Below are 20,016 nucleotides of genomic sequence, written 5' to 3'. Positions count from 1 at the left end.
GATCGGTCACCTGAGAGTCAGTTGTTGTTACTGCCTTTGTTGTCGACGCGGTAGCCGAAGCTGAAACCCACGCCCTGAAACAGCACCACATCGGCCAGTTGCCGGGCCAGATCGCCGGCACTCGCCAGTTTGGTTTTCGGCACGAACAGCATGTCGTCCGGTTGCAGGTAGGCGATCTGCGACGCATCGCCCGACAGGGCTTTTTCCACGTCGTAGTGCACGGCCTGCACCTGATTGCCGTTGCGGCGCATGATCACCACCGAGTCCAGACGCGCCTTGACGTTGGTGCCGCGCGCCAGGGTCAGCGCTTCAAGCACCGACACTGGACGGCGGATCGGGTAGGAGCCCGGTTGGCCGACCTCGCCCAGCACGTAGATCTCGTTGCCGGCGGTGGACTTGAGCATCACATCGACGCTCATCCGCCCCGGCAATTGCGCGTACTTCTGGTTGAGGAAGGTTTCCAGTTGATTGATGGTCATGCCTTGCAGCGGCACCGCGCCGATTTCCGGAAAGCTCGCATAACCGTCGTTGCCCACGGTGATCTCGCGGCTCATGCCGGTAGCGGGGTGATTCAGCGCGCTTTTCAGGTTCTGCTCATTGGTCAGCGGACTGATGACCTGCACCGTCAACTGATTGCGGTTGGGCTGGAACAGCTGTTTACGCTGGTAGGCACGCTGGATTTCATCGCGCGCTTCATCGGCGGTCAGGCCGGCGATTTTCACCGAGGTGTTGGCGCCGGGCAGGTTGATGGTGCCGTCGGGCAGCACCAACTGGTTGCCATTGAGCTGGCTGGCGGCGGTGAAGTTCAGGCCGATCTGGTCACCCGACTGCACGCGGTAGGCGTCCGAGCCGCTGGTGCTGATGTGGAAGATCACATCCAGCACGTCTTGCGGACGCAAGGTCTGCTCGATCTTCGGCATGTCGGTGGCCTGGGCGTTGGCCGGGGTGGCGGTGAGAATGTTCACCGGCATGTTCTGGGTTTCGGAATTGCTGGAGCAGCCTGCAAGCGGCAGCATCAGCAGAACCAGTATCTTGGCGTTCATGGCGTCATCCCTCGCGTTTGCTTACAGGTTTTTGTAGAGCCACTTGGGCATGTAGTACTTGCGCCGGTTGAATACGCTGCCGACCACTTTTGCCCCGGCCTGGGTCAGGCGTTGCACGGCGGCCTGGGCGACTTCCCAGCGGGTGTCTTCGGCGCGCACCACAAACACCACGCCATCGACTTGAGTGGCGAGCACCAGCGTGTCGGCGGCGGAATACACCGCGTCGCCGTCGATCACCACGAAGCGATACTGCGTGCCCAAGCGGTCGAGCAGCGGGCTCAGGCGCTCGGCGGTCAGGTGTTCGAGGGTGCGGATCGGCCGGCCGTTGGGCAGCACGTGGAACGGCAGGCTGGAAACCTGCACCACGCAATCCTGCAACAGCGGCGGGTTGTCCGGGTTGAACAGCAGGTCGCGCAGACCGCGCTCCTTGCCCAGGTTCAATTGCTGCGTGAGGTTGCCCGCCGACTGGCTGGCATCGACCAGCAGCACCTGGCCGCTGCTCATCTGCGCCAGTTGGCTGGCCAGCGCCAATGCGCTGGTGGTGGTACCGGCGCCCGGGTTGGCGGCGGTCAGGAACAGGATCCGCAGATCCAGATCCAGCACGGTCGAGATCAGGTTCGATTCGCTGGGGTTGGCAATGCTCAGGCTTTTGTTGGTTGAACCGTCCATTAGCTTGCTCCGTGGCCGCTGAATACTTTGAAGGGGGTTTTCAACAAGATCTTCAGATCAAGCAAAAGGCTTTGCTCGGCGATGTAGCTGAGGTCCAACTCAACGCGCTGGTCGAAGTCGATGTTGCTGCGCCCGGAGATCTGCCACAGGCCGGTCATGCCGGGGTAGATGCTCAGGCGCGCGAGGTGATTGTCCTTGTAGCGGTAGGCGTTGAACGAGGTCGGCCGCGGGCCGACCAGGCGCATGTCACCGCTCACCACGTTGAACAGGTTGGGCAGTTCATCGAGGCTGGTGCGCCGCAGGAAACCGCCGATACCGGTGATGCGTGGGTCCTTGTCGATCTTGAAATCGATGGCGTCGACCCCGTGCTTGTTGAGGTGACGCAGCGATTCCTTCAGCTCTTCGGCGTTGCAGACCATGGTGCGGAACTTGTACATGCCGAAGGTGCGGCCGCGATAACCGGTGCGTTTCTGCACGAACATCACCGGTCCCGGGCTGGTGAATTTGATGGCCAGTGCCAGGCCCAGCAGCAGCGGCGAGAACACCACCAGCAGCAGCAGTGCACCGAAGCAGGCCAATACCCGGTTGGTGCGTGACAGCGTCCATGGCCGGCCACCGTCACGGCCGGTCAACCAGCCACGGCCCTGCCTGTGGATGGCGGAATCGAGGCGCATTCGGTGCTCGGGATCCATGCGCTTGTCACGGCGCATCTGGTTGATCGGTACACCTTGTTCATGTCCAGTCATGGGGACCTCCGCTGATGTTCAGCCGCGAGCGGCGCGTGGGCGATAGGCAGTGGGGTAGTAGTCGCGATACCAGGCGATGAAACGCCCCAGTCCTTCATCCAGCTCGATCCGGGGCTGGAACCCGGTGGCCTGGGCCAGATCATCGGTCTCGGCACAGGTGTTGAGCACATCGCCCGGTTGCAGGGGCAAGAGCTCGACAATGGCTTTCTGGCCGAGGTGTTTTTCCATCAGCGCCAGGTAGGTTTTCAGCTCCACCGGGTGGTGGCCGCCAATGTTGAACAGGCACCACGGGGCCATGCTGCTGCCGGCGTCGGGGTGTTCGCGGTCCCACTCCGGGTGGTTGTGCGGCGGATGGTCGGTGAGGCGCGCGATGCTTTCGACGATGTCATCGATGTAGGTGAAATCGCGCTGATGCTCGCCGTAATTGAACAGTTTCAGCGGCGTGCCTTCGGTGATCGCCCGGGCAAACTGGATGGGCGACATGTCGGGCCGCCCCCATGGCCCGTACACAGTGAAAAAGCGCAGGCCGGTGCTGGGAATGCCGAACAGGTGGCTGTAACTGTGGGCCATCAGCTCATTGGCTTTTTTGGTCGCGGCGTACAGCGACAGCGGGTGATTGACGCCGTCGTGCACCGAATACGGGGTGTGCTGGTTGGCGCCGTAGACCGAACTCGATGAGGCGTAGATCAAGTGCTCCACCGGATGGTGCCGGCAGCCTTCGAGAATGTTCAGGAAGCCGCAGAGGTTGCTGTCCAGATAGGCTTTCGGATTTTCCAGCGAGTAGCGCACCCCGGCCTGCGCCGCGAGGTGGATCACCACTTGCGGTTGCTCGCGGACAAACAGCGCTTCGATCGCGGCGGCGTCGGCCAGATCAATGCGTGCCAGCGGGAAATGCCCGACCTGATCACGCACCCATTGCACGCGATCGTGTTTGAGCTGCGGGTCGTAGTAGCCGTTGAAATTATCCAGGCCGACCACCGCATGCCCGTCGCGCATCAGCCGCAACACGCAATGGGCACCAATGAAGCCGGCAGCGCCGGTGACCAGGATTTTCATGGGCGCAATCCTTCCGGTGCGATGTGGCGCAGGCCGATGCCGCTGTAGTGCAAACCGGCGGCGGCCACGTGTTCCGGGTTGTAGAGGTTGCGACCGTCGACAATCACTTTGGAGCGCAACTTGCTCGCCAGCAGCTCGAAATCCACTACGCGAAAGTTCTTCCATTCGGTGCAGATCACCAGCGCATCGGCATCTTCCAGGGTGTCGTCGCGGGTGGCGCACAAGTGCAGATCGTCGCGATAGCCGTACAGGCGCCGGCACTCGGACATGGCCTCCGGATCGTAGGCCTGCACGCTCGCGCCTTCGGCCCACAGCGCGTCCATCAGGTAGCGGCTGGGGGCTTCGCGCATGTCATCGGTATTGGGTTTGAACGCCAGGCCCCAGATCGCGATCGACTTGCCGCCCAGGCCCTGCGGAAACTGCGCCTTGAGTTTGCTGAAAAGAATGTGCCGCTGGCTGTCGTTGACATCAGTGACGCTGCGCAGCAGTTTCAGCGGCATGCCGTTGTGTTCGGCGGTGTGCAGCAGGGCGCGCAGATCCTTGGGAAAACACGAACCGCCGAAGCCGCAACCGGGGTAGATGAAGTGGTAACCAATGCGCGGATCGGAACCGATGCCTTTGCGCACCGCTTCGATGTCGGCGCCCAGCAACTCAGTGAGATTGGCCAGCTCGTTCATGAAGCTGATACGCGTGGCGAGCATCGCGTTGGCCGCGTACTTGGTCAGCTCGGCGCTGCGGTTGTCCATGAACATCAGTTTTTCGTGGTTGCGGCAGAACGGCGCGTACAGCTCGCTCATCTGTTCGCGCGCCGCGTCATCACGGGTGCCGACGATGATCCGGTCCGGGCGCATGCAATCGGCGAGGGCGCTGCCTTCCTTGAGGAATTCGGGGTTGGACACCACCCGCACCTTGAGGCTGCTGCGGCCGCGGCGCTGCAATTCTTCGCTGGCCTTGGCGGCGACCTGATCCGCCGTGCCGACCGGCACCGTGGACTTGATGATCAGGGTGCGATCGGCCTCCATGTGCGAGGCGATCTGCCGGGCGACGTTGAGCACGTGGGTCAGGTCGGCGGAACCGTCCTCATCGGCCGGGGTGCCCACGGCGATGAAGATCAACTCGGCATGCTCCACCGCGTCGCTGGCCTGGGTGCTGAACAGCAGACGACCGGCCTTGATATTTTCTTCCAGCGCGGCGGATAAACCCGGTTCGCTAAGGATGGTCTGAAGTAGCCATGTATTTCCCCGGCATACCACCTAGCGCAACTTTTAAACTCGCCAAATGATCAAAAAACAATCAATTCGACGAGTATTTCTTACGTTTTCGCCACCCGGACCCCACTCCGGTGGCCATTTCCCGCATTACAGGCGCACCTCTCCTGCATTCGTCAGTAAATGTCGGCGCGCCATCCACAGGTTCGACAGAGCGAACAGTGTCACCAGTTGCGCCGTGTTTTTGGCCAAGCCGCGAAAGCGCACCTTGGTGTAACCGAACTGGCGCTTGATTACCCGGAACGGATGCTCGACCTTGGCGCGCACCTGAGCCTTGGCCTTTTCAATCTTGCGCTTGGCTTTGTACAGCACGCTGCGCTTATCGAGTTTTTTGTAGGTGCTGCGGCGTGCCGCCACCTGCCAGATAACTTCACGTCCTTCATGCTCGGGCCGCTTTTCGACACCGGTGTAGCCTGCATCGGCGCAGACCACGTTTTCGTCGCCATGCAGCAATTTGTCCACCTGGGTGACATCCGCCACATTGGCCGCCGTGCCCACTACGCTGTGCACCAGACCCGATTCGTCATCGGCGCCGATGTGGGCCTTCATGCCAAAATAATACTGGTTTCCCTTCTTGGTCTGGTGCATTTCCGGGTCGCGCTTGCCGTCCTTGTTCTTGGTCGAACTGGGCGCATTGATCAGCGTTGCATCGACGATGGTGCCCTGGCGCAGCGACAGGCCGCGGTCGCCCAGATAGCCATTGATGACAGCGAGGATGCCGGCCGCCAGCTCGTGTTTCTCCAGCAAGCGGCGGAAGTTGAGAATGGTGGTTTCGTCGGGGATGCGCTCCAGGTTCAGCCCGGCAAACTGGCGCAGGATCGTGGTTTCGTACAGCGCTTCCTCCATCGCTGGATCGCTGTAGCCGAACCAGTTCTGCAGCAGATGCACACGCAGCATCGCCATCAACGGGTAGGCCGGACGGCCACCTTCACCTTTCGGATAATGTGGCTCGATCAAAGCAATCAAGCCCTTCCACGGCACCACCCGATCCATCTCGATCAGGAACAACTCCTTGCGGGTTTGCTTGCGCTTGCCAGCGTACTCGGCGTCGGCGAAGGTCATCTGCTTCATCGGGAAACTCGGTGGGTGGGGTCGCGGTATTTTGCCAAATCAGAAAGTCTTTTTCAGAGTTTCCCTAATAGGCGGTACGGCCTGTTGCAGTTGTTTAATCTTGTTCGGGTCAATATCCACACATAAAACCCGATGTCCGACATCGGCAAGTGCGGCTGCTTGAATAAGGCCAACATAGCCCGTACCAAATACGCTCACGTCCATATTGGCGTGCCTCGTAAGACGGTGGAAGAAGATCAAAATGGAACTGTCAAAAGGGGTATAGCGCAGGTGTGGAAAAGCGTGTCAGCAAAATGACATGTTGCACGTGTATAACACCGGGCTTTTTTCAGGCTATTGGCCATCAAGTGCTTGCTATTGCTGGATTTGTCGCGTCCTTGACCCTTTTTTCACATCCTGAAGAAAGCGATAAACGGTCGAAAGCCTTTAAATTAAAGACTTGTAGCCGCTGGAGTGTGTCAGGAATGAGTCAACAGTTTTTTGACGCTTGACAGAAAAGTCAGGCTTTTCTTGCGCTTTGATGGCCGGGTGCTAGTGTCAGATTTTGACCGACAAACTATTGACCCAATGCCGTTTCGTACGACCGGAATCGCCATGTTTCGATATTTAAAAGAACTGCTTTTAGTTATTTATCTGCTGCTTTATTCCGAATATTACATTGAGCGGTTAAATGCTATCGGGGTCGGTTTTGCTGTGCTTCTTTTTGGCGCGATGTTTTTGGCGCTCACTTTAGCGTTATATCTAACGGCTTATATTCGTCAGGCATTGATTCGACACTTATTCGCAATAACGCTATTTGCTTCGGCGGTATTCTTTGATGTCTATACCCGGGTCACCGCGGATTACCTGAGCTACAGCAGCTTTGTCTCGCTGGTGTACTCCGGCGGCTTCATTCAGGAAGCCGCTTACCAGTATCGCGACGCGATCATTCATGGTGCGCTCAGCGGCCTGCTGTTGCTGTTCGGCATCGGGCTCAAACCGCGGCATGCGCTGGTGGTGCCCAATGCATTGCGGGTGGCGGCGCCGGTGTGTGGTGTGCTGCTGTTGAGCGCGGTGTTGTTCCTGCGGGCGGGCGAGGGCGCGCGGGGCTTGCCGATCATGTACACGCCGCTGGCCTATCTGAACCTGTTCACCTATGAAGCGCTGCACAACACGGTCGGCCCGCGTGAGCCCGTGACGCTGGCGCGCAGCGCTGCGACGGTCAATCACGACATCGTGTTGATTATCGACGAAAGCATCTCCGGCAATTACCTGGACATCAATGCGCCGTTCGGGGTGCACAGCAACCTCAAGCAGGCATATCCGGGGGTCGAGATTTTCAACTACGGCTACGCCGCGTCCATTGCCAACTGCAGCGCCGATACCAACGTTACGTTGCGCTACGGCGGTACGCGTGCCGACTACATACGGATCAACAGCACGCTGCCGTCGATCTGGCAGTACGCGAAAAAGGCCGGGTTGCGCACGGTGTACATCGACGCCCAGCGCACCGCCGGCAATCTGCAGAACCTGATGACCGACACCGAGAAAAAGGACATTGACGAGTTCGTGCAGTTTGACCAGACCAGCGTGCGAGACCGCGACATGGCTGCCGCCGCGAAGCTGATCGAGTTGCTCAACGACGATCAGCCGGAGCTGGTGGTGATCAATAAAGTCGGCGCGCATTTCCCGGTGCACGACAAGTACCCCGACGCCTTCATGGCCTACCGTCCGACCTTGCCGCGCGGGCAGTTCACCGAAGTGGCCGACACCGGCAAACGTGACGGTTTCAACGGCCAGCCGGACGATTGGCTGTTATACCGCAACGCCTACAAGAACACGCTGTTATGGAACGTGGGCGAGTTCTTCGCCCGGGTATTTGCTCAGGCCAGGCTGAACAATGCGCTGCTGATCTACACCTCCGATCACGGCCAGGACCTGCATGAGCGCGGCAACCCCGGGCTCAATACTCACTGTGGTGGCGATCCGGTGGAGGAAGAAGGGCTGGTGCCGCTGGTGGTGATTCAGGGCGATCAACTGCACGGCCCGGATTGGGCGCAGTCATTGTCGGTGAACAAGGACCGTTCCAGTCACTACAACATTTTCCCGACGCTGTTGCAGCTGATGGGTTACGACCTGGCGGGCATCGAGGCGGTATATGGCAAACCGCTGACGCTGCCGACAGCGGACGATTTCACCTTCAACTACCGCTTCAATGCGCGGCTGGGGGCCAGGCCTGAGTGGAAGCACATTGATCTGAAAACCATTGTCACGCCGGGGGAGGCGGCCACTAGTGTGGCGACCGGGGATTGAGCGTTGTGATGGGTTCACTGGCCTCATCGCTGGCAAGCCAGCTCCCACAGTGTTCTAGGGTGTACTCAGTATTTTTGAACAACCCAAGCCCTGTGGGAGCTGGCTTGCCAGCGATGGGGCCAGTTCAAACACCACTGATCTGAAGAGGCCGCTATCCGCTATCCTTGCCCCACACTGATCCAACGGATGGCGGCATGCTTCAGGTTCAAGGCGTTTTCAAAAGTTACCTCACTCCCCAAGGCTCATTGCCCGTGCTGCAAGGCGTCGACCTGACGCTCGAACCCGGCGGCAGCCTGGCGCTGATGGGCGAATCCGGCAGTGGCAAAAGCACTTTACTGCACCTGATTGCCGGCCTCGACAAGGTGGATCGCGGCAGCATCCACAGCGGCGAGCATCGGCTGGAGCAGATGAACGAAGCGCAACTGGCCGACTGGCGCCGTACCGAAATCGGTCTGGTGTTCCAGCAGTTCAACCTGATCGGCAGCCTGCGGATCGAGGACAATCTGGCGTTTCAGGCGCGTCTGGCCGGGCGCCATGACCCGCGCTGGCAGGCGCATCTGGTGCAGCGTCTGGGTTTGGGTGATTTGCTCAAGCGTTATCCCGAACAACTGTCGGGCGGCCAGCAGCAACGGGTTGCATTGGCCCGGGCGTTGGCGTCGCGACCGAAACTGCTGCTGGCCGACGAACCCACCGGCAGCCTCGACGAAGCCACCAGCGATGAAGTGCTGCGTCTGTTGCTGGAGTTGCTCGACGACACGCCGACCACGCTGCTGATGGTCACGCACAGCCCGCGCGTGGCGGCGCGACTGGCGCAGCGGGTGGTGTTGTCCAAGGGCCGCCTGACGTGAACGTGTTCTGGCAAACCCTGCGTGCGCTGCTCAGCCATTGGCGGCGGCATCCGGTGCAGTTCTTCAGTGTGCTGACGGGTTTGTGGCTGGCCACCAGTCTGTTGACCGGCGTCGAAGCACTGAACAGCCAGGCCCGCGACAGTTACGCCCGGGCGAGCCAGATGATTGGCGGCGAACCACAGGCCAGCCTTGCTACGCCCAATGGAGCGACGTTTACCCAGCAATGGTTCGTTGACCTGCGCCGCCAGGGCTGGCCGGTTTCGCCGCTGCTGCAGGGGCGGCTGGTACTCAAGGATCACCCGGATCAGCGCCTGCAACTGATGGGCATCGAACCGGTGTCGCTGCCGGTGGATTCCGCCGTGGCCGGGCAGGCGATGCCGATCGAGCGCATCGTCGCGTTCTTCTCGCCGCCGGGCAGCACGTGGATTTCCCCGGAAACCCTGCACGCGTTGGGCCTGACCGAAGGCGCAACACCGCAGGCCGTCAACGGACAAAGCCTGCCACCGCTGCACGCGCAACAAGACATGGCGCCGGGCGTGTTGCTGGTGGATATCGGTGTCGCGCAAACCGTGCTTGAGCAACCCCGGCAACTGTCGCGCTTGTTACTGCCCAAGGATTTTCACGCCGAGTTGCCGGCCGCGTTCAATGGCCGGTTGCAGCTCAAAAGCAGCGCCGAGGAAAACAATCTGGCGCGCCTGACCGAGAGCTTCCACCTGAATCTTGATGCATTGGGATTTCTCTCGTTCGTGGTCGGGCTGTTCATCGTGCACGCGGCTATCGGTTTGGCACTGGAGCAGCGTCGTGGCCTGCTGCGCACGTTGCGTGCCTGCGGGGTCAGTGCGCGGATGCTGATCGGCAGCCTGATCGTCGAACTCGGTGTGCTGGCGCTGATTGGCGGGGTGTTCGGCGTCGTCAGCGGTTACTGGCTGGCGAGCGTGTTGCTGCCGGATGTCGCCGCTAGTCTGCGTGGTTTGTACGGCGCGGAAGTGGCGGGGCAGTTGCGTCTGAGTCCGTGGTGGTGGTTCAGCGGTATTGGTTTGAGTCTGTTCGGCGCGTTGCTGGCCGGCGCCAACAGTCTGTTGCGTGCGGCACGTTTGCCGCTGTTGGCGGTGGCGGATCCACAGGCCTGGCATCAGCAGCATGCACGCTGGTTGCGCCGTCAGGGTTGGCTGGCGGCGATGTTGGCGCTGATTGCACTGCTGGCGTTGGTCTGGGGCGACAGCCTGAGCAGCGGTTTCGTGTTGATGGCCGGGTTGCTGCTGGGTGCTGCGCTGGCATTGCCGGTGGTGCTCAGCGCGGTGCTCAATCAATTGCTTGGGCGCAGTCGTTCGGTGCTGGGTCAGTGGTTTCTTGCTGATTGCCGCCAACAGTTACCGGCACTGAGTCTGGCGCTGATGGCGCTGTTGCTGGCGCTGGCGGCAAACATCGGCGCGGGCAGCATGACCGCCGGTTTTCGCCAGACCTTCAACGACTGGCTCGAACAACGCCTGAGTGCCGAGCTGTACCTCAACCCGGTGAATCCGGCGCAATCGCGCGAGATGTACGTCTGGCTCAAACAACAGCCGAACGTCAGCGCGGTGCTGCCCAACTGGCAAGTAGCCGTGACCCTGCAGGGCTGGCCGGCGGATGTGTTCGGGGTGAACGACCATCCTTACTATCGCCAACACTGGCCGTTGCTCGAGGCGATTGCCGGCGATCCGTGGGCGCACCTGGCGACGGACGATGCGGTGATGCTCAGCGAACAACTGGCGCGACGGCTGAAGGTTCGCGCGGGGGATCATCTGAGCGTGCCGACGCCGGGCGGACCGTGGTCACCGCGCATCGTCGGCATCTACGCCGATTACGGCAATCCCAAGGGCCATTTGTTGGTCAACAGCAACCACCTGCTGCGCCTGTGGCCGACGCTGACGCCGAACCGTTTCAACCTGCGCATCGCGTCGCCTGACATCCCGTCGTTTTTGACTGCGCTGCAAACGCGCTTTCAGCTCGATGACAGCCGCATCGTCGATCAGGCGCGGCTCAAAGGTTGGTCGGTGCAGGTTTTCGAACGCACTTTCGCCGCCACCGCCGCGCTCAACAGCCTCACTTTGGCGGTGGCCGGTGTGGCGCTGTTCATCAGTTTGCTGACCCAAAGCCAGAGCCGCCTCGGGCAACTGGCGCTGCTGTGGGCCTTGGGCGTGACGCGCCGGCAGTTGATGCTGCTCAACCTCGGCCAAACCTGGTTGCTCGCGCTGCTGACGCTGGTGCTGGCGTTGCCGCTGGGGATCGCCCTGGCGTGGTGTCTGGATGCGGTAATCAATGTGCAGGCATTCGGCTGGCGCTTACCGTTGCGGATCTTCCCGCTGCAACTGCTGCAATTGATGGGATTGGCGTTACTGGCGACCTTGTTGGCATCAGCGTGGCCGCTGTATTCGTTGTACCGCACGCAACCGGCGGATCTGCTGAGGACGTTTGCTCATGAGGATTAAGCGGGTTGTGTTGCTTTTCACGCTGCTGCTTTTGGGCGGCTGCGATCAGCCTGTTTCTGAAGAGAAGGGCTTTGCCGGGCTCGGCGATCAGGCCGCTCAGTTCACTCCCGTGGTGCCGGGGCGGGTGTTCAGCTTCCCGGCGGATCACGGCGCCCACGACGGATTTCGTATCGAGTGGTGGTACGTCACCGCCAATCTCAAGGATCAGCAGGGCCACGATTTCGGTGTGCAATGGACGCTGTTTCGCAGCGCCTTGAAACCTGCGCCAGAGCAACCGGGCTGGGCCAACCAGACAATCTGGCTCGGGCATGCCGCGGTGACGTCGGCCACCGCGCACCATGCTGCCGAGCGCTATGCCCGGGGCGGAGTGGGGCAGGCCGGTGTCAACGTCGCGCCGTTCGAGGCGTGGATCGATGATTGGCGCTTCGCCAGCCAGGCGCAGGATCCGCTGACGGATGTGCAACTCAGTGCCCGCGACAAAGCCTTCAGCTATCAATTGCACCTCACCTCCAGCCGACCGCTGGTGTTGCAGGGCGACAACGGTTTCAGCCGCAAATCCGAACAGGGCCAGGCCTCCTACTACTACAGTCAGCCGTTCTTTCAGGCCCGCGGCACCCTGCAAATCGACGGCCAGACCTACACCGTCAGTGGCCCGGCGTGGCTGGACCGTGAGTGGAGCAGCCAGCCGCTGGCGGCCAATCAGACCGGTTGGGACTGGTTTTCCCTGCATCTGGACAGCGGTGAATCGCTGATGCTGTTTCGCACCCGACAAACCGATGGCGCACCGTATCTGACCGGCACCTGGATCAGCGCCGACGGCCGTACCGAAACCCTGCACGGCGAGCAGATCAGACTCACACCCAAGGACAGCGCAAAAATTGCCGGGCACACGATGCCAGTGCGCTGGTCGATCAGCATTCCCGACAAACACCTCGACATCAGTCTCGACGCGCTCAACCCCAAGGCCTGGATGAACCTGCGCATTCCTTATTGGGAGGGCCCGGTACAGATCAGCGGCAGCCATGGCGGGCGCGGCTATCTGGAAATGACCGGGTACTGACTGCTGCATTGCCATTCATGTAGGAGCTGCCGAAGGCTGCGATCTTTTGACTTTGATTTTTAAAACAGGATCAAAAGATCGCAGCCTGCGGCAGCTCCTACAGGGATTGGGTTGAACTCCGTTTCATTGCGCAGCCTCTACAAACTATTACCCGTGGAGGATTAGCCATGAGCGACGACCTGCAACCCCCAGACCTCAACACCTGGCAGCGCCTGTTCGACGATCAGACCTACTGGCAGCAGTCCCCCGATGCTCACTATTTCGACCTGCAACGCATCGCCGACGACCTGCTCGGTCAAGGCGCGATCGATCTGGAGCAGTGGCAGATCCTGCGTGCCAAGGCCGATGATCTGCACAAGAATTCGCCCGCCGCGAATGTCGCCAACGAACTGGATGACCCCGAAGCCTGAGGACCCGGCATAAACAACAGCCAAGCCTTGAACAGCGTCTATGCTCAGTGGCACATTCGGTGCCAAACACGCGTTGGCGCCGGTTGCTGCCATTCACTACAGGGAAAGTACCGCTTATGAAGCTCCACGCTCTGGCCAAGGCCATCACCCTCGCAACCGTTCTGTCCGCCACCAGCTTCGTTGCCATGGCGGCGGACATTCCGCTGTCCGCCACCATCGAGGCCGATCAGGTCACCACCAAAGTGCTGGCCGTCGATGCGGCCAACCATCAGGTCGTGCTCGAAGGCGCAGAAGGCCGTCAGGTTCACGTCCAGCTCAGCGACAAGGCGAAAAACCTCGCCAACCTCAAGGTCGGCGACCTGGTAAAACTCGAAGTACAACGCTCGGTGGCGGCTTACCTCGATACCGATGTGGATAAAGGTCTGCCTGGCACCGTCGAACGCAGCGGTGAGTTGCGCAAGGCGCCGGGCAGCGAAAACCCGGGCGGTGAGGCCTATCGCCAGATTCAGGTGCAACTGAAAATCACCAAAATTGATTTGAAGAATAATCAGGTGACCCTGCAAAACCCGCAGGGTCAGTCGAAAACACTCGACGTGAAAAAGCCTGAAATCCAAGCCAAGCTGAAAGATCTGAAAGTCGGGCAGAGCGTAGTTGTCACTTATACCGATGTATTAAAAGTGACCAGTCAGCATGAAAGTTGAGTATTGACTCTACAAGATGGTTGTTCTTGTACAGATTATTGTATGAGAACAATCATCTGAAATGAGTTGGACTGTGTAGTGAAAGTTTCACGAAAGGATTTCGTCGATAAATATCTATTAACTTTTTCGTACATAAAATTTACCTTTGTATATGACGACATATCCGCCAACTTCTATTAAAATCCTTCCCGTTCGCCCAGTGTCAGGGCTCTTTACCGGTGCATGGATTGCCAGGCCATTACACTGGGCGAACACCTCCTCGGAGCGGATGTATACAATTTCAGATTAAAAAAGGGCGACTTTGCAGTCGCCCTTTTTTGTGTTCGTGATCAAACCGATGCTTGCTTTTCAAAACGTTTGAGAGTGGCCTCGTACATTCTGGTACGACGGTGGTTTTTGCCGTAGGTGCCGGCGGCAGCGACGGTGCCTGCCTGGATGTGATCCAGATAGCGGAAAATCTTGCGCGGTGACAGCAGCTTGATGCCGTAGCCCAAAGCGACCATTCGATCCTGCAGGGTATAACCGGGAACTCGGTCATCCATGCAAAAGTGCAGTCCCTGAGACTTCATCAACCTGGCGTTCCACAACGTGCAAAAACTTTTGAGGTGAGTTTCCCGATAAGGTTTCGGCTCTTTACTGCGCAAACCCAATGCCGTTTTCGCCCGGCGAATATAGTGTTTGCAAAACCGCGAAGTTAGTCGCCAGGTGTCTCTGACAATCCCGCGATTGATTTGCTCGACACACCCGACTGCAGCGATGTCTGCAGACTTTGCGCACTCACGCAGCATCATCGCGAAGACTTCCTTGTCGTAGACAAAAGTGTCGGTGTGCAGCAAAAACAGATAGTCGGTTTCAACTTTTCCCAGCGCCAGATCCAGCGCCTTGCCATGCGCAATATGTCCCGCTTCTTTGCCGGGGGAGGAGCGTTCGAGCAGATTGATCCAGTCCAGCGAGCGCAAATAATCCAGACTGGCGTCGGCAGAGTCATTGTCCACCACCCAAACCGGGATGCGCTGCGCCTGAACATGCTCGCGCAACAACTCCAGGCACATCCGGGTGATGTCCGGGGTTTTGTAATTTACCAATACAAGACTGAAATTCGGCTGCGTAACGGCTGGTAAATCAAACTGGTTCATTCAGGAAGCTCATCCGCGGTTGATCGGCGACAGGTGTCTCTCGGGCCGGGATGCTAGCGACGCAAGCTTAGTTGAAGCTTAATTTGACGTTCAGGAGGTGAGGCGAGGTGTTTCGAGACACGACATCTCGCGCACGACGCAAGCCGGCCCACAGGCTAAACTGCGCGCCCCTCAGATGCTTCAAGGAAGAAACGGCACCTGCCGTCGCCCCACGGATGAAACCACTTTCCCTCTACCACCCGGCCCTGTACTGGCTGCGCGTGTGGCAAAAAAGACTGTTCCGCCAGATCGCCTGGCACTGCTCCAGCAATCGTTACGCACGCCTGGTTGCCGGCGCTGACCGCCTGCCATTCCGCTACCTGAAACACACCTCAAAACTCATCCGCAACCTCGGCGACTCCGACCTCGCCCTGCAACACAACAAAGTCATCAACCTGAAACTCGCCGTCGCCGCCATCGACGGCCTCATCATCGCCCCTGGCGAATACTTCTCCTTCTGCCGCCTCGTCGGCCGCCCAACCCGCAAACGCGGCTACGTCGAAGGCATGGAACTGTCCTTCGGCGAAGCACGCAGCGGTATCGGCGGCGGAATCTGCCAACTGAGCAACCTGATTCACTGGATGGCGATTCACTCACCGCTGGTCGTTGTTGAACGCTCCAACCACAGCTTCGATCCATTCCCGGATGAGGGGCGAGTGCTGCCATTCGGTTCCGGTGCGGCAATTTTCTACAACTACGTTGACCTGGTACTGCACAACCCGACGGATCGGAGTTTTCAGTTGAAGTTGAATGTGGGGGACACGCAGCTGGAGGGCGAGTTGTTGTGCGATCAGGTGCGGGCGTATCGGTATCACGTGTTTCAGGAAGGGCACCGGTTTGTGCGGGAAGGGGAGCGGGTGTATCGGGAGAATGAGATCTGGCGGGAGGTGAGGGAGAAGGGGCAGGTGGGGGAATTGATGGAGCGGGTGAGGTTGTATCGGAATCGGGTGGTGGTTAAGTATGAGGTGGCGGAAGAAATGGTGGAGAGATGATTGCTATTCCGCAGATGATGAAGAAATCATTTAGTAGATGGCGGGACACTCCGTATGCGACTGGTATTGCTTGTAAGAAGGTTTGGTGAGGTTGCAGGATTTTTAGGGAGGAGTGTGCTTCGGGTTTTCGTTTATGGTGTTTGCATTCTTTTAAGAGCATTTTTCAAAGCCTTTTCAAGACTCTTCCAGGTTTTTGCGGTTTTACTATAGGTAGGCGAAGCCCAGTCTCTATTAGATATTAGCAATACCTTAAAGAAGCCGTTTTTAGAAAACTCTGGATACCATCCGATATCCAGGATCTGCCCCGAGGGAAAAGAAGCCTGGAATAGATCTTCCTTCAAATCATCAGTGATCAATGAAATTTCCAAACTGCTCAAGTTGGAAATTTCGTCAAAAATTATTCTTCCGCCAAGACTTGTTATTTCGTCAGTATTCATTGCTACATTTCCTGGTTTCATTTTAAAATCTGTAGATGAAACATAAAATAGAGATTTTTACAGCCTATCTCATAAACGTAAGAAGAGTGGCTTCACGGTTTTCAAAGTCTAATCTCTTCCAAATATCCAGTAAAGGGAGGGTGAATATATTTTTATTTAATTTTTAAAATGGACGGGAAAAATAAATCTGTCCCCTTTTGCCGGGACTTATTTTGCAATATTCTTTATTTTAGTCTTTAACTGAATTTCTTCTTAAGTTTTTCTAGTGTTATATCTAGATTAAGCTCTTTCGCTTGTTTTTGTGCAGAGCACCAAGAAATGATAAAGGCGACAGCATGTTTAAATGGCAATGTGACGTGGCTATCCATAAACTCAAAAGCAATTCCATCTTCCAGATACTCAGGGACGTTTTCTGGATCCTCGTCTGTACTTATATATACCAGACATCTCTATGCCAAAGCCTTGCGATTTGATTAGGTTTTCTAATGCATTTGGCAAAAAACTAGAATTGTGTAAGGATGATGACTCCAGTAAGTCTAGTAGGCAACTGTTGACTATGTCCTTTTGATTTTTTGAAACCTGTTCTATAGTCATAATCTATTTAGTAAAAAGGGAGTGATTTAATTTCAGTAACTTTTTATGCTTAGGCGAAATAAATTTGTAAACTTTTGTTTTTTTTGTTTTTTGAATTGTATATAAAATGCTATCAATCAGTTAAGGTTCTTGTTGTGTGTTCTGCAACTATTCATACATTTAGGTTTTCGTGAGGATACCTTTGGTTGAAACTTTCCGCAAAAGCTCCTGAATAATCTCTTCCATATGGCACCGGTTCGTTACCTTTCTATACTATGTATAACTCGATAGCCTGCGTCAAAGTCGCTTATCATATGAGAATTGCTAAAGTTGGTATCGAATATTCCCTGGATTTCAGGTTGGGAGCGATTTGCTTGTGAGTTCAATATTTCTACTGATTTCTGAAGTTTTTCGTATGTGGGTATATAGGTGTGGTTTGAAGCGCTGAAGTTGAGGGTTGCTTTTTTTGGTGAAATGATGGCGAGGTTAATTAATAATTCAGGAGTCGAAAACGATCTTCCGCCGATGTCGTATATTTTATCTTTGTTCTCTAGTTTTGAGCCGTAAGACTCGTGCGTCAAGTAGCCACTTTCCTGGTTCAATAGGCGTATTAATTTTTCGTGACCTTTTATTTTTTCAAATGTAATAATAGCTTGCTTAATGATCAGGAAGCCGTCTTCGTCCATCTTTTCTAGAAAGTTTGGGTTCTGATTTTTTATTGAGTAAATTACTGGTTTTTCTATTAAGTTAAGCACAAAATTAAATAGTTCGATATAGTATTTGTCTTGGATGTTTTCGTTTGGCGGTATATTTATATGTGAAATAACTCCGCCTGCATTATCGAAATCGATAGCGCCAAAGGATTCTGTAATGTCAATTGAAAAATTCATTTTGCTATCTCGATTACAAACTGATCACGTTGTTTTGATTCGATTTGGCTACCATCAATTGAAAAGGGGGCGGATTTATTTCCTTCAACGAAAACAAATTAACTCCCCTCTGATTGCAGTTTGGCAACTAGAGCGGGTATTCACACCGCCATGGAGTGGTGAGAAGTTCTGGGTCGATGTCAAGCTTCTCAAGAAGTGCGTTGATTTCCGCCTCAGAGTTCATGGTCTCTATTTTTAAGAGATTGATGTCTCGGTTGTCCACGCCGTCACTTATTTCAAGTGTTTCGGTTGGGATTGTAAATATTACTGTTGCATATCGGAAATTTTTCGATTGATGGATAAAGTCGTAATACTGATATGGATCACTGGTAAATGTGTATTTGTAAATGGCGTGTGCTGAAATCCATTTTCTTAGTGAAGGGTCTTCGGATTCTAGCTCTTGCGCAATGTTGTTGTAACCTGTTCCGTCGAGCCCAAACCATACACTTCGTGGGATACATTTCTGTTTTGTCATTTTTGACCCTGGAACCGGTATGGCCAGCGTATTCCTACGCCGATCTGAATTGGTTGAGAAAATAAATCTGTCGTATTTTTGTAATGTTTTAGAGTTTTTAGTTGGCCGCAGGTTGAAATGTAGCAAAAAGGTGACAGATCTATTTTCAATATCTTTGGGGCTGTGGAAATAATCTATCTCCTTTGATCGCTGTCCGGATTGCTGTGAGCGTCTGGTGAACTCCGCTGCGGATTATATCTATATAAGAAAATCTGTTGAGAATTATATGTTTGAAAATTTAGTTAGGGCTTCCAAAATTTAATCCTTTCCATGTGGCGCTCAATGTCATCCATATTGTCGTCCCGTAGTGTCGAATCAAAATTCTTGCTTATGATTTTTCTTATTTTGGCAAGGCGTTGGGTGACCCCTTCGTTATCAATGAAATCAGTGGTGGCTTTTTGGTAGTCTTCGATCGGTTTGCCGGAGTAATAGCTGCCCATATTGTGCAGTGAAATTAATATGAACTCGATATCTACAAGGACTTCGAGAGCATCTTCTCCATTAAGTGCTATTTCTTTGTTGGTTTCTAACATTCTTTCCGCCGATTAAATGTGGGGTTTAAGCGCCACATTTCCTTTGGTCGTAAGATCTGTTGTGCCGTATCTACAGGTCTTTACCCATTCAGGTTGGATAGCAGAAGGGCATTTTAAAAAAAAGGGAGTGAATTTATTTTCAGTGTCTTTTGTAAAGTGTGAAAAATAAATTTCCCTCTTGCTTTATTTGCTTTGGCTGTATTGGTGAGTGCTGGGTTTTAAATGTCTGTATCTCACGATTCGATCATGAATGATTCAATTTTTTTAATGAATTCAATTTTGCTTTTGGTTCTGAATTCACCAAGAAAAACTTCGGAGTTTTTAACCGGTTTTCCTTTTTGGTCATAATCGATTTTCAGGAAATCAATTACAAACTCTCCGTTGGGGTCGCCCTCTGGTTCTACTCTAGAATCGAAGCAGTGCCCGCTACTTCGACGCACTCCGCCCAATAGTACTGAGCAAGTGAACTAGTCGCTGGTTTCTGGCGTTAATTCAACTTCAAAAAGGTTGTTGATTGTTACTGTCCAACCGCTTGGGACTCGAATTGGTTGAAGATTATATTGTAGTTTGGGTCTCATTTGAAATTTATACACTTGAAAATTTGCGTCAAAAGGAAGAATTATTTTTCAAGTTTTTTGGAGTATGCTTGGGTAATGAGTTAGTGGTCTTTATTCTCATTTTTTCGGAGATGGTAAAGTAATTTCGTTTATCTGAAAAGTAATACTTTATATTGTTTATTTGGAAGAAGGCTGGCCTTGAGATTTTTTTAGTAAGTTTATGAGTTCTGGGTAAGAGTCAATTTCTTCGTCGGACAGGTTGTTTATGATTTTCTGTATTTTATTAGAGTATTTTTCCTCAATGACTGCTTCCGTCCAGTCAAGTTCGGAAGCTGCGGCGATTGCTACCTCTGAAAACTTGGACTCAAGAAGTTTTTTTAGAATTTCAATTGCTTCGGGCGATCGTAGCTCTCCGAGAGCAGCAGCACTTCTTTCTTGCCAGTACTCTTCTTTCGAAAGTATTGTTTCATTAAGCTGCTGCCAGTCCATAGCGCTGAATTTTCCTAAAACTCCATGAGCTACCTGTTCAGTAACGTACTCATTCCAATTTGAATCTTCATTTGGCCCAAGCCAGTAGTTGAGCTCTTCGTAAGCTTTGCTATCCATAAGTTACCTCTTTTTAAATTGGTGGGGACATAGGCGAATCGCCAGCCGGAAATGAAGATGTCACGACT

General features: G+C 55.1%; 19 protein-coding genes and 1 pseudogene. 7 read left to right on the top strand and 13 right to left on the bottom strand.

Annotated features, from left to right (window positions below; translation table 11 throughout):
* Positions 1–17: 17 nt before the first annotated feature.
* From ACYZUM_RS15025 to ACYZUM_RS14995, 7 genes and pseudogenes are all read right to left on the bottom strand, one after another.
* Positions 18–1,043 (bottom strand): polysaccharide biosynthesis/export family protein, encoded by a 1,026-nt coding sequence (locus tag ACYZUM_RS15025; protein ID WP_041066273.1) that lies wholly within the window; start codon positions 1,041–1,043, stop codon positions 18–20.
* A gap of 21 nt (positions 1,044–1,064) precedes the next feature.
* A complete protein-coding gene (locus ACYZUM_RS15020; RefSeq protein WP_007961335.1) occupies positions 1,065–1,712 on the bottom strand; it encodes a CpsD/CapB family tyrosine-protein kinase in 648 nt (215 codons plus the stop codon).
* Positions 1,712–2,458 carry a sugar transferase gene (locus ACYZUM_RS15015; protein WP_108183135.1) on the bottom strand — a complete coding sequence of 249 codons (747 nt, stop codon included), beginning with the start codon at positions 2,456–2,458 and terminating at the stop codon, positions 1,712–1,714. Before ACYZUM_RS15015 ends, ACYZUM_RS15020 begins: the two co-directional genes overlap by 1 nt.
* Positions 2,459–2,476: 18 nt before the next feature.
* Positions 2,477–3,514, bottom strand: a complete 1,038-nt coding sequence (locus ACYZUM_RS15010) for an NAD-dependent epimerase (protein ID WP_108183134.1) — start codon at positions 3,512–3,514, stop codon at positions 2,477–2,479.
* Positions 3,511–4,767 (bottom strand): UDP-glucose dehydrogenase family protein, encoded by a 1,257-nt coding sequence (locus tag ACYZUM_RS15005; RefSeq protein WP_473061351.1) that lies wholly within the window; start codon positions 4,765–4,767, stop codon positions 3,511–3,513. Before ACYZUM_RS15005 ends, ACYZUM_RS15010 begins: the two co-directional genes overlap by 4 nt.
* 105 nt (positions 4,768–4,872) lie before the next feature.
* On the bottom strand, positions 4,873–5,853 hold the full coding sequence (locus tag ACYZUM_RS15000; RefSeq protein ID WP_010466230.1) for an IS5-like element IS1384 family transposase: 981 nt from the start codon (positions 5,851–5,853) through the stop codon (positions 4,873–4,875).
* Between the two features lie 60 nt (positions 5,854–5,913).
* Positions 5,914–6,057 (bottom strand): annotated as a pseudogene (locus ACYZUM_RS14995) (UDP-glucose 6-dehydrogenase); the annotation flags it as partial.
* 390 nt (positions 6,058–6,447) lie between these two features.
* On the opposite strand from ACYZUM_RS14995, the gene ACYZUM_RS14990 reads away from it, so the two are divergent.
* The 6 genes from ACYZUM_RS14990 to ACYZUM_RS14965 all read left to right on the top strand — a co-directional run bounded on the left by ACYZUM_RS14990 (position 6,448) and on the right by ACYZUM_RS14965 (position 13,632).
* A complete protein-coding gene (locus tag ACYZUM_RS14990) occupies positions 6,448–8,145 on the top strand; it encodes a sulfatase-like hydrolase/transferase (protein ID WP_108183133.1) in 1,698 nt (565 codons plus the stop codon).
* Between the two features lie 194 nt (positions 8,146–8,339).
* On the top strand, positions 8,340–8,993 hold the full coding sequence (locus ACYZUM_RS14985) for an ABC transporter ATP-binding protein (RefSeq protein ID WP_108183132.1): 654 nt from the start codon (positions 8,340–8,342) through the stop codon (positions 8,991–8,993).
* On the top strand, positions 8,990–11,461 hold the full coding sequence (locus ACYZUM_RS14980; protein ID WP_473061350.1) for an ABC transporter permease: 2,472 nt from the start codon (positions 8,990–8,992) through the stop codon (positions 11,459–11,461). The genes ACYZUM_RS14985 and ACYZUM_RS14980 overlap by 4 nt, the downstream gene beginning before the upstream one ends.
* Entirely contained in the window at positions 11,451–12,521 is a 1,071-nt protein-coding gene (locus tag ACYZUM_RS14975; protein WP_108183130.1) for a lipocalin-like domain-containing protein, read from the top strand. The genes ACYZUM_RS14980 and ACYZUM_RS14975 overlap by 11 nt, the downstream gene beginning before the upstream one ends.
* Positions 12,522–12,688: 167 nt before the next feature.
* Positions 12,689–12,931, top strand: a complete 243-nt coding sequence (locus ACYZUM_RS14970; RefSeq protein WP_041066297.1) for a hypothetical protein — start codon at positions 12,689–12,691, stop codon at positions 12,929–12,931.
* 116 nt (positions 12,932–13,047) lie between these two features.
* Positions 13,048–13,632, top strand: a complete 585-nt coding sequence (locus ACYZUM_RS14965; protein WP_041066300.1) for a hypothetical protein — start codon at positions 13,048–13,050, stop codon at positions 13,630–13,632.
* Positions 13,633–13,961: 329 nt separating this feature from the next.
* On the opposite strand, the gene ACYZUM_RS14960 is transcribed toward ACYZUM_RS14965, so the two are convergent.
* Positions 13,962–14,768, bottom strand: a complete 807-nt coding sequence (locus ACYZUM_RS14960) for a glycosyltransferase family 2 protein (protein ID WP_108183129.1) — start codon at positions 14,766–14,768, stop codon at positions 13,962–13,964.
* 215 nt (positions 14,769–14,983) lie between these two features.
* Here ACYZUM_RS14960 and ACYZUM_RS14955 point away from each other — a divergent pair, with 215 nt between their 5' ends.
* Positions 14,984–15,799, top strand: coding sequence for a VanW family protein (locus ACYZUM_RS14955; protein ID WP_142579898.1), 816 nt, complete (start codon positions 14,984–14,986; stop codon positions 15,797–15,799).
* Between the two features lie 131 nt (positions 15,800–15,930).
* On the opposite strand, the gene ACYZUM_RS14950 is transcribed toward ACYZUM_RS14955, so the two are convergent.
* From ACYZUM_RS14950 to ACYZUM_RS14930, 5 genes are all read right to left on the bottom strand, one after another.
* Complete coding sequence (locus ACYZUM_RS14950) at positions 15,931–16,236, bottom strand: hypothetical protein (RefSeq protein ID WP_108183128.1); 306 nt, start codon at positions 16,234–16,236, stop codon at positions 15,931–15,933.
* 833 nt (positions 16,237–17,069) lie between these two features.
* Positions 17,070–17,699, bottom strand: coding sequence for a hypothetical protein (locus ACYZUM_RS14945; RefSeq protein ID WP_473061349.1), 630 nt, complete (start codon positions 17,697–17,699; stop codon positions 17,070–17,072).
* Positions 17,700–17,826: 127 nt separating this feature from the next.
* Positions 17,827–18,213, bottom strand: a complete 387-nt coding sequence (locus ACYZUM_RS14940; protein WP_108183126.1) for a hypothetical protein — start codon at positions 18,211–18,213, stop codon at positions 17,827–17,829.
* A gap of 281 nt (positions 18,214–18,494) precedes the next feature.
* Positions 18,495–18,785 (bottom strand): hypothetical protein, encoded by a 291-nt coding sequence (locus ACYZUM_RS14935; protein ID WP_108183125.1) that lies wholly within the window; start codon positions 18,783–18,785, stop codon positions 18,495–18,497.
* Positions 18,786–19,519: 734 nt separating this feature from the next.
* The gene (locus ACYZUM_RS14930) at positions 19,520–19,948 is read right to left on the bottom strand and encodes a HEAT repeat domain-containing protein (RefSeq protein WP_108183123.1); all 429 of its coding nucleotides are present in this window, start codon (positions 19,946–19,948) and stop codon (positions 19,520–19,522) included.
* Positions 19,949–20,016: the final 68 nt, after the last annotated feature.

The sequence above is a fragment of the Pseudomonas sp. m6p genome, from assembly GCF_055760375.1.
This window is presented reverse-complemented; position numbering and strand designations above follow the sequence as displayed.